This window comes from Marinobacter sp. MIT930201 (assembly GCF_047122665.1).
Classification (GTDB): domain Bacteria; phylum Pseudomonadota; class Gammaproteobacteria; order Pseudomonadales; family Oleiphilaceae; genus Marinobacter; species Marinobacter salarius.
On the sequence record NZ_CP138916.1, the window covers coordinates 330,468 to 343,165 of the forward strand.

Consider the following 12,698-nt stretch of genomic DNA (forward strand, 5'->3'; position numbering starts at 1 on the left):
TGCCCCTGATTGAAGCACAAAGTCTCCGGTCTTGCTATACGATCAGTCCTTGCGGCTACTGCGAAGGTTGTCGATGATGGATTCCAGCGCCCGGTCGAATATCAGGCCGTCGTCCAACATGGAGATCTCATCCGCAGCGAGCGCCAGTGCGAGGTTTTCACGCTGATATTCCGCCACCTTGGCACCACTGCGATTAACGAAGATGTACTTGCCCGTCGCCTTGATAAACGCGGCCAGCTTGCAGCGTGTTTTGTTGCCATCACGGGTCAGCTCAACCCAGGAGCCAACACGAAGGCCATCAGCCCGCTCCAGCCATTGAAGCTCGACATTTGCGCCGGAGCTCCCGGCCAATTCCTCTGCGGCCGGCTCTTCAGGGCTTGGCACGGGGCTAGCAGATACAGACGTGGTGGCATCCGAGGGCTCGGAGGCGCCTGCCATTACGCCCTCAGTCGTTCGCTCCACTTTCTCTGGAGGTTTGGACTCGGTATCCGACATATCCCTGGAGACCACAGACGGTTCCGCCTCCACCTTTTGGGGCGCAGCCTGAGGTTCAGGTTCGGGCGCCACAGCAGGGCGGGTTGTGGTGACAAGGCGCTGGAACACGTCCACGTGGGCCAGTTCAAGGTCTCTTATGGCGGCGTCGGTGGCAAACGGGTCCCACGAAATTTCCTGTAGGGCGTTTCTCAGACCGTCCACGATTCCCGGAATCGACCGCAGCAGCTCGCTGCGAGTGTTGTCGTTGATGGGCCTGGGATCAACACTCCATACGAGCTGCCGGGTAAGGTCACATGCCTCATCCCAGCGCTCACTGTCTTCACCCTCACGCAGCACGATCCACTGTAGATACTTTGCCCACGCCTCATTCAACAGTGTGACGACCGGAGGAGACAGATCCCGACCGGTAATCTGTTCGTTCAGCAGGTTCTCAGACGCTTTGGATGCCCGCTCCTGCTTGGCCCTGCCTTCCTCAGCATCACGCAGGCGCTGCTCCACGAGCTCCCTGCGACGCCGGTCCAAATCCATGAAATGGCCGAAATCGCTGAGCAGCTCACTGAAAATATCGACGTTGTCGGTAAATTCGTTAAGCACGCGATCAACCACCGACTCGATCTTGTCTCGTAGCGGATCACGCTGGCCGGCCTTTTTCTCGGTCCAACCGATAGCAGACATGGCCAGCTCATTCAGCAGCTTCCGTACCGGATGTCCGCCCCGGTTAAAGAAATTGTTGTCGCTCAGCGCCACCTTGAGTACAGGAATCTGAAGGCGCCCGATCACGGACTTCATCACCGGATGGAGCTGACGGTCTTCCAGGATAAAATCAAACAACATCGACACGAGATTGATGACGTCGCTGTCCACTTGGCCGACATCATGTTTCTTCCCGGTTTCCGACCGGAACACCTGCTGTAGTTGCTCTGACAGAGGCACAACCTCACCCTGCCCCCAATGGACTGACTGAGACTGGATTTCGTGAAGCCGTGTCATCAGTGTACGGGTATCGAGCGCGCCGGCGCTGGGCACACCACTGTTTTCTGTGCCGTACTCGCTCGAACTCTGCCCCTGGTGCAACAGAGCACTCAGTTCAGAAAACGTTGCCCGCACATCGTCGGACGGCGTCGTGAGCGGCCCCGACGCATCTGACTCCGAGCTCGCTGACAGCGTCCCAGCAGTCCGCCCCCCAGCCGGGGCGGATTTGCCAGACGCGCCCTGGCCACCGACCGGCGGGCGACGCATGTCGGGCAGCACCCCTTCGGCGATCAGGGTTTTGTTGGCATCCTTGTAGAAATCACCCAGAACCCCCACCAGCAAGCGGTCGAACAGTTTAAGCACCACCAGCTTGGCACGGATATCGATATCCAGATCGGAACAGGCTTCCGCAACCCCTCCGCAGATCACCTCCGGGCTCAGGGGCATCTGGCTATCTTCCAGACGCACCGAGGGCAGCAGGTGAGCAACCCGCACATTCAGCAGGCGTATAACCTCCGCGTGTTGGTTGCGCAGTTTGTTGATCAGGTTGTCGATGGCGACCTGCTGCTCCAGATCGGAATGGTCCAGCAACGCCAGCGAGTCCTGGTCCACCTCATCCAGGGTGCCACTGCCACCACCCGGCTTGAACGAGCCGATGTCATTGAACGCGCGGCTGACGTACTGCAGCACCGACACGGTCATGTTCTTGCGCCGCAGCCTCAACTCACGCATGGCGTCAAAGTACGCGGTCTGATCCTGGTTGGTTCCAGCCTTGTCCGCCAGCTCAAAAAGCGCGTCGTCCGCCTTGTCGAAAAAACCAGACAGTACAGACTTCAGTGACTGACCCGATACGTCACGCAGGCGCACCAGAGAGCCCGGCAGGGAAAACCTGTCAGGAAGCTTCTGGCCTTTGAGACTTACAACCTTGTTATCCTGCGCCATTCGGCTGCTCCGGGTGATAGCTGGAGAAATGTGTTATTGCACATCTTAGGCCTTACCCACGTCACCTTGTGTCAGAATTTGTCACCTTTTGTGTCTAAGTGATGGTTGTCACAGTTTAGCACCCCCACCTTTCCACGTTTGGCGAATCTGGCTGTGGCCTATAGAATCACAACCGCACACCCAACGTGCCTCCAAACCGCCACTGAACAACCGGAAATTCTGCCATGATTCCAGCCGAACTGCTCCGCCAGTCCCGCATTGAAACCGTTGCACAAAGCCTGCGTGAAGACATTGGAGATGGCGACATTACTGCCATGCTGATTCCACAAGCGCGCATCAGTCGCGGACATGTCATTACCCGGGATGCCGCAACCATTGCCGGACGCGCATGGGTTGAGGAGGTGTTCCGGCAGGTGGACCCGGGGGTCACCCTGAGCTGGCAGGTGCAGGACGGAGACGAGGCAAGCCCCGGCCAATCGCTGTTTTCCATGGAAGGCCCGGCTCGCAGCCTGCTCACCGCCGAGCGCTCAGCCCTGAACTGGCTGCAGTTGCTGTCCGGCGTTGCCACCACATGTGCCGGCCATGCCCGCCGTGTCGCCCATACCGGTGTTCAGCTACTGGATACCCGCAAGACCTTGCCTGGCCTGCGACTGGCGCAGAAATACGCGGTTACCTGCGGTGGCTGCCATAACCATCGCATTGGTCTGTGGGATGCCTTCCTGATCAAGGAAAACCACATTGCCGCCTGTGGCTCCATTGCGGATGCCGTCAGAGAGGCCCGCCGACTTGCCCCTGGCCGGCCGGTGGAAGTGGAAACCGAAGATCTGGAAGAACTGGATCAGGCCCTGGCCGCAGGCGCGGACATCATTATGCTGGATGAGTTCTCACTGGAGGATATGCGCCAGGCGGTTATTCACACGGCGGGCGCCGCAAAGCTGGAAGCGTCCGGCGGCGTCAACAGCGAGACACTGGTGCCGATTGCCGAGACCGGTGTTGACTATATCTCTATCGGAGCACTGACCAAGGATGTCAGGGCGGTGGATCTGTCCATGCGCCTGGACACCCACGACTGATTCGGCCGGAGGCCCGGTTCACACGCTCAGGGTTGATTATACGCTCAGGGCTAATTACACGCTCAGGGCTGTCCGGACAGCAGGCGGTCCATTTCTTCCAGCTTGCTAATCAGGGCGGCCCCGGATTCTTCCCTGCCCCGGAAGTGCTCTTCCGCCATCGGTGCCATACCTGACACCTGAGGCAGGGGCTGACCGCCCTCAATCAACACTTTCATGCGGCTGACAAAGACGAACTGCAACCACTGGGTAAACTCCAGCGTGTCCACGGCAAATGGCTGGGCACTCTGCAGCGCCTCTGGCGATGGCGGCTCACTCTCCCAAGCATCAATTCGCCGCAACTCAATCTCTATCTGAAGCAGGCTGTCCGCGACACGGGTGGTATGGTCGGACGAATTCGCCATAGATACGCTCACTCTCAATCTGCCAGGGGTTCCAGTTCAACGGTTTCGCCATGAAGCACTCGGTACAGGTCTTCATACTGCCGAGTCAGCGGATGTTTCGGTGCCATATGAATCAACGGTTGCCGGCTCTGGTGCGACTCCTTCATCTTCACCGAGCTGGACAACCTCACCGGCAATACGGGCAGGCCCTCGTCCATCAGCTCACGCACCAGCTTCTTTGGCAGGCTGGCGCGGGGCTGGAACTGGTTTGCGACAATACCTTCGACCACGAGGTCTTCGTTGTGGTCTTCCTGCAGCTCCTGAATCTCGTGAAGGATGCTGTAGAGAGCCTGACGGGAAAAATCATCGCAATCGAAAGGGATCAGGCATCGCTGCGCCGCAATCAATGCGGATCGAGTGTAGAAATTGAGCGCCGGCGCCGTATCAATGTAGATTTCGTCAAACGACTCACCGAGCTTCTTCAGTGCTTCTCTCAGCTTGTAAATCTTGTGCTTGGCTTCCAGTTTGCGCTCCAGAAAATCCAGTTCCGGGCTGGAAGGCATAACAAACAGGTTGTCGAAGGGAGAGGCGTGGACAAACTCGTCCGCGCGCCGATTAAACACGGTAAACGCTACCGTCTGCTCAAGGTAGTCGGCAATGGTATCCTTGAGCTCGCCCGCGGGCCTACCCAGCAGGTAGTGGGTGGAATTACCCTGGGGATCAAGATCGACAACCAGTGTTCGTTTGCCCCGGGCGGCGCTGATCGCGGCCAGGTTACAGGTGATACTGGACTTGCCGACGCCACCTTTCTGGTTAAACACTACTCGTCTCATGCTGCTTCCTCTGACAGTTTCCCTGCGAATATAACGCCTTACCAGCCCAACACCGACTTAACGAACGGGATCGTCAGTCGTCGCTGGGCGCGTAATGAGTTTTCATCCAGGCGATCCAGAATGGCCAGCAGATCGGCCAGTTTCCGGGGTGCTCGCCTGAGTATGAATACGGCCACATCATCACTGAGGACAAGGCCGCGCTGCTCCGCCCTCGCCATCAGTATCCTCAGGCGATCATCGTCGCGATAGATGCCCAATTGAATGGTCAGGCCATGACTCAACCGGGACACCAGATCCTGCAACCCGAATGGCAACGACGCCGGCAGTTCCGACAGGCTGACGACCATCAGGTGCCCATGGTCATTCACCCGATTGTACAGATGGAAGATGGCCTCTTCCCAGTTTTCCTGGCCCGCAATGAGATCCAGGTCATCCAGGCAGATCACTGACTGGCCTTCCAGCCCTGAGAGCGAGTCGGGACCCAGAGGAAACAACTCCTCCATGCTGACACAAACCGCACTCTGTTGGTTTTGCTCCGCCAGATGACAGACCGCCTGCAACAGATGGCTTTTGCCAGTGTCTGCGTCGCCACAAACGGCGATGACGGGTACAACACCAACCTGCTCGCAGGCAGACTTAAGTCTTGCCGCGGCATCGGCATTCCGGCCACCATGAAAATTATCAAAACGGGCGTCGTCTCGAAGCTTGACCCCCAACACCAGCTGTGACGCACTCACTGCCTCTTTGCCCTCCATGCCCTCAGACTCCATACGCCGATATAGTGCGCACCGCTGAAAATGGCTGAGGCCGCCACCAGCAGAATGCCAACGTCCATAACCCACGGTTGCATCGGCAAATCCGCCAGCAGAATGATGATCGCGAGGGCGACCAGAATCTGGATCAGGGTGTTAAGTTTACCGGGCAGGCTCGGCTGCATTTCAAAGCGACCGACACCGTAATGAAACGCCAGCCCACCACACACGATCAGGAGATCCCGGCCCAGCACCAACCAGAACAGCCAGGCCGGGAGTACGCCAGTTATAGCCAGCATCAGATAGGTGGTGATCAGCAGTGCCTTGTCCGCCAATGGGTCGGCAATGGCGCCAAGCCGGGTTCGCCAGTTGTAGTGACGAGCCAGGAAACCATCAAAGGCATCCGTTGCGGATGCCAGAAAAAATATCACCAGGGCAAAACGATATTCCTTGGCCATAAGGGCTGCCGCAAAAGGAGCAATCAGCAAAATGCGCAAAAACGTCAGCGCATTTGGAATCCAGCGCCAGCGGTGCGTCATGACATGACTCCCCTAATACCGAACACCGCGATATTATTCCCCGTCTTCCGACTCGACGATGGAGGCAGGCTGCCAGCGGTAATGAAGCACCTGATAGAGTGACTCGAACGCCTGTTCTGACTCTTCCTCGTTTGCCAGTAGAGGCTGGTAAACGAACAGCGGGTTGGCGGAGGCCGCAGCGCTCTCCGTGCTCTGTTCCGCCAGTGCAATACCGCCTTGCGGGGCCTGCTGCACCGATTGGGCCTGCGCCTGACCACCGGGTTGACGCTCATCACCTGTGGGCATGCGTGAGACCTCGGCGTCTGAAAGCGGAACCAGCCGCGGATCCAGGGCAATGTACTGCTTCAGCTGCTCCATCTCCCCTGAAAAGGCAACCCTGAGCGTCAGTTGGTCCTTCCGCGCTCTGGTGGCACCCGCATCGACCACGGGCGACAGGTTTTTGAGAACCCCATTCACACGGGCGTAATCCTTCAGATTGCTGACTCCATGCACAACGATATCCACCTGTGGAGACTCGCCGACATCACTGCCAGCAACCGCATAACGATCGGCAAACATTTCCGCCCAGCGCCCGACAACGGCAGCAGCCAGAGCTTGCGGCGTGTCGGCGGTCACCGATTGCTCCGTACTATCCAGCCCCATACCGTCAAACACCCATCCGGCACGCCACTGTGATCCGGAACGGCTGACCCGTACCAACGACATCAGGTCATGCTCCATATCCTCGGACGATCTGCGAACACTGGATGAAAACTGTCCCCATATGTCCGACAACAGTTCACGGTCGTCCCGGTATCTTGCGGGAGGAAGCCCCACCGGCAAACCCCGGTCAACCGCCGCGTCCTGAAAAACGCGACGCCACTGTTCATCGGCGCCCGTCCCGGTACTGTCGTTTCCCTGATGGACCAGGGTACGGCGCCCGCCTTCTTCGACCGCGATCCAGGCCAGCGTCAGCGGCCTATTCGCGCCCCACACCGGTGCATCCGCGGACGCCAGCGCACGGTTGACGCCGACCGCGCCGAAGCTCATCCGTAGCCTGTGATTTCCCGTATCGGAGCGTAAGAACTGGTAGGACTGAAGCAGCGATTCGGCGTTCGCCAGGAGTTCTTCAACGCCTTCGTTGCGCAGCACGTCGCGGGTGCCGGAAACGCGTACAAACACCCGGCTCAGGCCGTCCGCATAGCCCTGCTCAAGTTCCTGTGGCTGCGAGCCAGCGACGGGCACTTCCACCGAGTAAAGGCCGGTAACGGTAACAGCTGCCGCTGGCGCGGCCATCAGCGCCAGTACGCCAAACAACCGGAGTGACTGACGGACTATCCGCGCTGCCTGCATCGAGATTTTTCCTGAGTCTGGCATGAAACACCCTGCGATTCGTCTTAATGGCGCATAGGATACACCAAGCCCCCTGGTGTGAGTAGCTAACCGGGATTGCAGAAAGTCAATCCGGCGCCACACTGCCTAAAGGATGACAAACGGGGCAATTGCATTTGGAGCGCCGTTCCGCACCTGTTAAAATCCGCCGCCTGTCCCACTGTCCAAACGGTTAAGCACACCATGAGCGAACAGAAGCCCTCTCTCACCTATCGTGATGCCGGCGTTGATATTGATGCCGGTAACGAACTCGTCGACCGCATCAAGAATACCGCGGCGCGCACACGTCGCCCGGAAGTCCTTGGCGGCCTCGGTGGCTTTGGCGCCATGGTGGCTATTCCCCCTGGCTACAATGAGCCGGTGCTGGTATCAGGCACCGACGGCGTCGGCACCAAGCTTCGACTCGCCATGCAACTCCAGAAGCACGACACCATTGGCATTGACCTTGTGGCCATGTGTGTCAACGACCTGGTAGTAGGCGGCGCGGAACCCCTGTTCTTCCTGGACTACTACGCTACCGGCAAGCTGAATGTCGACGTGGCCGCCCAGGTTGTCGACGGCATTGGCGCTGGCTGTGAACAGGCCGGCTGCTCCCTGGTGGGTGGCGAGACGGCGGAAATGCCGGGTATGTACGAAGGGGACGACTACGATCTGGCCGGTTTCTGTGTGGGTGTGGCAGAGCGCAGCGAGATCATTGATGGCAGCCGCGTGCAGGCTGGCGACGTTCTGCTCGCCCTGGGTTCTTCCGGCCCGCATTCCAATGGTTACTCCCTGATCCGCAAGATCCTGGAAGTCAGTAACGCTGACCTGAACCAGATGGTTGCCGACGTCACCCTCGCGGATGCCCTGATGGCGCCCACCCGCATTTATGTGAAAAACCTGCTCCAGCTCGTCCGCGAAGTGGACGTTCGTGCACTTTCCCACATCACCGGCGGCGGCCTTCCGGAGAACATTCCCCGGGTTCTGCCTGACGGCATGGTAGCAGCCATCGATACGGACAGCTGGCAGCTACCCCCGGTGTTCCAATGGCTGAAGGATGCCGGCGGCGTTGCCAGCGAAGAAATGTACCGCACCTTCAACTGTGGCGTCGGTATGGTTGTATGCATCCCCGCCAACCAGCGCGAACTGGCCCTTGATACGCTGAACGCTCTGGGTGAAAAAGTCTGGCAGGTCGGCATCATTGAAGCCTCTGACGACGCCACGGCCTCTGCATCAGTACGTTATGCGCCAGGGCTGTTGTCGGCATGAAGGCAGATTCCGTAACCGCCCCACGCATCCTGGTCCTGGCTTCCGGCAGCGGCACCAACCTCCAGGCCCTCATCAACGCCAGCCGGGAGCGGGACTTTCCCGGCCAGATCGTTGCGGTAGGGTGCAACCGCCCTGGCGCCTTCGCTCTGGAGAGGGCAGCCCAGGCCAACATCGACACCTTCACCGTGGATCACACCCATTACGGTTCCCGCGAGGAGTTCGACGGCGCACTGATGGCGGAGATTCGCCGTCACAACCCGGACCTGATCGTCCTGGCGGGCTTCATGCGCATCCTGACCACGGATTTCGTGCGGGCACTGCGTGGCACCATGCTGAACGTGCACCCTTCCCTTCTGCCCAAGTACACCGGGCTGAAGACCCATCAGCGTGCACTGGACGCTGGCGAAACAACCCACGGCGTGTCCATTCATTTTGTCACCGAAGAACTGGATGGCGGGCCGGTGATTGCCCAGGCAGAAGTGAGCATATCCCCGGACGACACCCCGGAATCCCTCGCCGAGAAAGTCCAGGAGAAAGAACACGTGCTTTACCCGATCGTAGTGCGCTGGTTCTGTGAGGGACGCATTCAACTGGGCACCGACTATGTAGTGTTCGACGGTCAGCCACTGAATCGACCGGTGGTACTTCCGGACGAGAACTCAGCAGCCTCGGCCTGAGTAAACTTATCGTCATCTCCGGAAGCAACCAGTCACGCTAGACTGTTCAGTGACAGATCTGCCATTGCAACCGGAGGAGTCGCATGCCCCTGAAATTCAGCCTCACAGCGTTGCCCGCCCTGTTAACCGGGGCGCTGCTTCTCGGAGCCTCGCTCGCACACGCCTCGGACGAGCAGGAGGACGTTACCCTCCAACCCATGAAGCTCAGCTACAACGCCTCCCTGGACAAGGGCATCTCCCTCAATGGTGACGCCCGCCGCATCCTGGAACAACGGGACGATGGCACCTGGCATTTCAGAACCGACGTGGATTCCTTTGTTGCAGACATTGACGAATCGCTGATCTTCCGCTGGGAAGACAATCAGGTGGTTCCCCTGCGTTACCGCTACAAGCTCTCCGGCCTCTTCATCCGGGACCGTGAGGAAGCGATCGATTTTGACTGGGAAAATAACGTGGTCAGTGGGCATCACGAAGGCGATAAGTTTTCGATGAAGCTGGAGAAAGGCGCCATGGACCCCATGGGCTATCAGCTGCAGCTAAGCCAGGACATCAAGGCCGGCAAGCGCGAGATGGAATACCGCGTCATCGACAAGGGCGACTACGACACCGACAAATTCGCCGTCGTTGACGAGGAAACCGTGCGCATCAACGGCGACGACATCCGCACACTTAAGGCCGAGAAAGTTCGCGACAGCGACAGCAAACGCGAATCCCTGATGTGGTTCGCGCCGGAGCGTGACTATCTGCTGATTCGCTTCCTCCAGGTAGAACCTGACGGCAGCGAGTACGAACTGACCATCAGCGACGCCAGGGTGGGCCACTAGAGCGGTGAGTTAAGGGCTGGCCGTCGCCCAGACAGTCTTCACCTCATCCGCGATGATTCGCAGCCCCTCCGCCACGCGCTCATCGTCCTGTGAGTAGGTCACCCGCAGGCATTCGTGGCGGTGCTTCCAGCCGTCTTCCGGCAAACCGGGGAAGAAGTAGTGCCCCGAGACCACCAGCACGCCCCGCGCTTTCAGCCGCTGATACAGCTCCAGACTGCTGATCGGCAGCCCCGGAAACCAGAGCCAGAGAAACATGGCGCCTTCGGGTTTATGGACATACCAGCGACAGCTGTCCTCGCCCATGGCATCCCGGAACACCGCCACCGCCCGCTCCATTTTCGCCTTGTAGAACGGGCAGACCACGTCCCGGCTGAGAGACAGGATTTCTCCTGAGCGCACCAGAGGCTCCGCCAGCATGGCGCCAAAGCTACCAGTGGCAAGGTTCATGATGGCATTGATGCCCGACAAGGCCTTGATCACCGGCTCCGCCGCAATAACGATGCCCGTACGCACGGCCGGCAGGCCGAACTTGGACAGGCTCAGACACAGGATCACCTGGTCGTTCCAGTGGGGTTTCGCATCCACAAACAGCAGGCTTGGAAACGGTGTACCGTAGGCTCCATCCACAATCAGCGGGATGTCGTGCTGGCGGGCCATGGCTTCCAACCGGGACAGCTCTTCGTCGGTGACCACATTTCCAGTGGGGTTCGTGGGCCGGGAAACGCAGATGGCGCCGGTTTCAGCCGTTACCTCAACCGCATCGAAATCCACCCGGTATTTGAACTCATGGGCGTCGGTGAATGAGATATCCGGCTGCACGGCGTGGAACAGCCCGGGCTCAATACCGGCATCGGCATAGCCTATGTACTCTGGCGCCAGTGGCAACAGGACATGCTTGTGCACCCCATCACCATAGTCACCACCAAACATATTGAACAGCATGAAAAACGCGGCCTGACTGCCATTGGTCAGGGCAATATTTTCCGGCTTCAATCCCCAGCCATACTCACGATTCAGAAGCTCGGCCAAGGAGGCAATGAACTGCTTCTCACCCTGGGGCGGGTCATAAATACCAACCAGCCTGCGCGTATCACCATCACTTTGGGCCATGTCGGCCAGTATCTGCTGGACCCGAGCCTGGATCTCGGGAATATGACCGGGATTGCCCCCACCCATCATGATCATGTCGTCGCCGGACGCCAGGGCGTTGCCAAGGTCATCCATCAGGGAGGTGATTCCCGCATCCGCGGTAAATTTCCGACCAAAGGAAGAGAGTTTCATGATGCTTTTCGGTACCGGATTAGAACGGATTGTCACCCAAGTGTAGGCCAGAGCCAGCAGCGCTGCCGGTCAGTCGCTCAGCGAGATGCCCAGGTTGCTCACACCGTCGTTGGCGGCATCGCCGTGGATGCGTTCAACAAACTGGCTGGTGGGCGTGCGCTGGCGTTTGAGGGCCAGGATCAGGTCGCGCTGGAATACCTTGTCTTCTTTCATCAGCGGGTGCTGGTCCAATAGCCTGACCAGCTCATCTTCTTCCAGATCTTCACCTTCAGAAAGCTCAACAAAGTTCATGACGGTCGCGGTGGCCATCTGGGAGGCGTCGGTTGCACGGTGCTTGCCCGGATTGAGCCGGTTCAGCAACGCCTGTTCCAGCAACTGGCAAAAATCAAAGGCGGGATAGACACCGTAAGCGTCATAGGCGCTCACATCTGGCGACAGCGATTCGAGTTTCGCCAGCAATTGGGGAATGGCCGCTTCGGAAACGTCCTTTTGCAGCATTTCCCAGCCAAGATCGAGCAAGTGGCGCATTTTCGCACCGGTTTTGAGCCCAACGGCGTCCGCAAACAGGGCGTAATTGGGGAAGGAGCGCTCAGCGAGGGCCATCAGGAAGGTAAATTCCCGCCAGCCCTGCAGTTGTGAGACAGCTTTCAGAAACTGATTGGCGTTCACTGTGGCTCTCTCCTGACGATGTCGCTTACCGGAATCGCCCCTGCGGCACTGCCACTCATGTTCGCGGCAGGGTCACGCCTGTTTGCCCCAGGTACTTTCCGCCCCGGTCTTTGTAGCTGGTGTCGCAGATTTCATCGGACTCAAAGAACAGCATCTGGGCGACGCCTTCGTTGGCGTAGATTTTGGCCGGCAAATTGGTGGTGTTGGAAAATTCCAGGGTGACCTGCCCTTCCCACTCGGGTTCCAGTGGTGTGACGTTGACGATGATGCCACACCGCGCGTAGGTGGATTTGCCCAGGCAGATGGTCAGCACACTGCGGGGGATACGGAAGTATTCCACGGTGCGCGCCAGGGCAAAGGAGTTGGGCGGGATGATGCAGACGTCGCCGGTGTAGTTGACGAAGCTGTTGTCGTCGAAGTTCTTCGGGTCCACGGTGGCGGAGTGGACGTTGGTGAAGATTTTGAATTCGTTGCTGCAACGGACATCGTAGCCGTAGCTGGATGTGCCGTAGGAGATTACGCGGCCTTTTCCGGTTTCGCGGACCTGATCGTATTCAAAGGGTTCGATCATACCGTGATCCCGGGACATCCGGCGAATCCAGTGGTCGGATTTGATGCTCATGGGTGACGTCTCGTATCCAT

The 12,698-nt window shown here is 58.8% G+C and carries 13 protein-coding genes; 4 read left to right on the plus strand and 9 right to left on the minus strand.

Annotated features, from left to right (window positions below; translation table 11 throughout):
* Positions 1–42: 42 nt before the first annotated feature.
* Positions 43–2,409 (minus strand): DUF1631 domain-containing protein, encoded by a 2,367-nt coding sequence (locus tag SIC19_RS01580; protein ID WP_127400959.1) that lies wholly within the window; start codon positions 2,407–2,409, stop codon positions 43–45.
* Between the two features lie 224 nt (positions 2,410–2,633).
* Here SIC19_RS01580 and nadC point away from each other — a divergent pair, with 224 nt between their 5' ends.
* Entirely contained in the window at positions 2,634–3,482 is an 849-nt protein-coding gene (gene nadC / locus SIC19_RS01585) for a carboxylating nicotinate-nucleotide diphosphorylase (protein WP_127400957.1), read from the plus strand.
* Between the two features lie 62 nt (positions 3,483–3,544).
* On the opposite strand, the gene SIC19_RS01590 is transcribed toward nadC, so the two are convergent.
* The 5 genes from SIC19_RS01590 to SIC19_RS01610 are packed head-to-tail and all read right to left on the minus strand — an operon-like array spanning position 3,545 to position 7,318.
* Positions 3,545–3,883 (minus strand): YqcC family protein, encoded by a 339-nt coding sequence (locus tag SIC19_RS01590; protein WP_036206702.1) that lies wholly within the window; start codon positions 3,881–3,883, stop codon positions 3,545–3,547.
* Between the two features lie 14 nt (positions 3,884–3,897).
* Complete coding sequence (locus tag SIC19_RS01595) at positions 3,898–4,695, minus strand: ParA family protein (RefSeq protein ID WP_036206700.1); 798 nt, start codon at positions 4,693–4,695, stop codon at positions 3,898–3,900.
* 38 nt (positions 4,696–4,733) lie between these two features.
* Complete coding sequence (hda, locus tag SIC19_RS01600) at positions 4,734–5,450, minus strand: DnaA regulatory inactivator Hda (RefSeq protein WP_075195269.1); 717 nt, start codon at positions 5,448–5,450, stop codon at positions 4,734–4,736.
* Complete coding sequence (locus SIC19_RS01605) at positions 5,429–5,986, minus strand: CDP-alcohol phosphatidyltransferase family protein (RefSeq protein WP_036206696.1); 558 nt, start codon at positions 5,984–5,986, stop codon at positions 5,429–5,431. Before SIC19_RS01605 ends, hda begins: the two co-directional genes overlap by 22 nt.
* A 33-nt stretch (positions 5,987–6,019) precedes the next feature.
* Entirely contained in the window at positions 6,020–7,318 is a 1,299-nt protein-coding gene (locus tag SIC19_RS01610) for a DUF2066 domain-containing protein (protein ID WP_127400955.1), read from the minus strand.
* A 222-nt stretch (positions 7,319–7,540) separates the two neighbouring features.
* Between SIC19_RS01610 and purM the strand changes: the two genes are divergently transcribed.
* The 3 genes from purM to SIC19_RS01625 all read left to right on the plus strand — a co-directional run bounded on the left by purM (position 7,541) and on the right by SIC19_RS01625 (position 10,106).
* Positions 7,541–8,605: a phosphoribosylformylglycinamidine cyclo-ligase gene (purM, locus tag SIC19_RS01615; protein ID WP_091643922.1), complete on the plus strand. Its 1,065-nt coding sequence runs from the start codon at positions 7,541–7,543 to the stop codon at positions 8,603–8,605.
* The gene (gene purN, locus SIC19_RS01620; protein ID WP_085681091.1) at positions 8,602–9,282 is read left to right on the plus strand and encodes a phosphoribosylglycinamide formyltransferase; all 681 of its coding nucleotides are present in this window, start codon (positions 8,602–8,604) and stop codon (positions 9,280–9,282) included. Before purM ends, purN begins: the two co-directional genes overlap by 4 nt.
* 83 nt (positions 9,283–9,365) lie before the next feature.
* Positions 9,366–10,106 (plus strand): DUF3108 domain-containing protein, encoded by a 741-nt coding sequence (locus SIC19_RS01625; RefSeq protein WP_091643925.1) that lies wholly within the window; start codon positions 9,366–9,368, stop codon positions 10,104–10,106.
* Positions 10,107–10,115: 9 nt separating this feature from the next.
* Here SIC19_RS01625 and SIC19_RS01630 read toward each other — a convergent pair whose 3' ends face one another.
* The 3 genes from SIC19_RS01630 to dcd all read right to left on the minus strand — a co-directional run bounded on the left by SIC19_RS01630 (position 10,116) and on the right by dcd (position 12,678).
* Positions 10,116–11,387, minus strand: coding sequence for a valine--pyruvate transaminase (locus SIC19_RS01630; protein WP_091643928.1), 1,272 nt, complete (start codon positions 11,385–11,387; stop codon positions 10,116–10,118).
* 69 nt (positions 11,388–11,456) lie between these two features.
* Complete coding sequence (locus SIC19_RS01635) at positions 11,457–12,056, minus strand: YjaG family protein (protein WP_091643931.1); 600 nt, start codon at positions 12,054–12,056, stop codon at positions 11,457–11,459.
* A 55-nt stretch (positions 12,057–12,111) separates the two neighbouring features.
* Complete coding sequence (gene dcd / locus SIC19_RS01640) at positions 12,112–12,678, minus strand: dCTP deaminase (protein ID WP_127400954.1); 567 nt, start codon at positions 12,676–12,678, stop codon at positions 12,112–12,114.
* Positions 12,679–12,698: the final 20 nt, after the last annotated feature.

Coding starts and splice junctions, on each gene's coding strand:
- SIC19_RS01580 (WP_127400959.1), bottom strand. CDS start 2,409: ATGGCGCAGGATAACAAGGTTGTAAGTCTCAAAGGCCAGAAGCTTCCT.
- nadC (WP_127400957.1), top strand. CDS start 2,634: ATGATTCCAGCCGAACTGCTCCGCCAGTCCCGCATTGAAACCGTTGCA.
- SIC19_RS01590 (WP_036206702.1), bottom strand. CDS start 3,883: ATGGCGAATTCGTCCGACCATACCACCCGTGTCGCGGACAGCCTGCTT.
- SIC19_RS01595 (WP_036206700.1), bottom strand. CDS start 4,695: ATGAGACGAGTAGTGTTTAACCAGAAAGGTGGCGTCGGCAAGTCCAGT.
- hda (WP_075195269.1), bottom strand. CDS start 5,450: ATGGAGGGCAAAGAGGCAGTGAGTGCGTCACAGCTGGTGTTGGGGGTC.
- SIC19_RS01605 (WP_036206696.1), bottom strand. CDS start 5,986: ATGACGCACCGCTGGCGCTGGATTCCAAATGCGCTGACGTTTTTGCGC.
- SIC19_RS01610 (WP_127400955.1), bottom strand. CDS start 7,318: ATGCAGGCAGCGCGGATAGTCCGTCAGTCACTCCGGTTGTTTGGCGTA.
- purM (WP_091643922.1), top strand. CDS start 7,541: ATGAGCGAACAGAAGCCCTCTCTCACCTATCGTGATGCCGGCGTTGAT.
- purN (WP_085681091.1), top strand. CDS start 8,602: ATGAAGGCAGATTCCGTAACCGCCCCACGCATCCTGGTCCTGGCTTCC.
- SIC19_RS01625 (WP_091643925.1), top strand. CDS start 9,366: ATGCCCCTGAAATTCAGCCTCACAGCGTTGCCCGCCCTGTTAACCGGG.
- SIC19_RS01630 (WP_091643928.1), bottom strand. CDS start 11,387: ATGAAACTCTCTTCCTTTGGTCGGAAATTTACCGCGGATGCGGGAATC.
- dcd (WP_127400954.1), bottom strand. CDS start 12,678: ATGAGCATCAAATCCGACCACTGGATTCGCCGGATGTCCCGGGATCAC.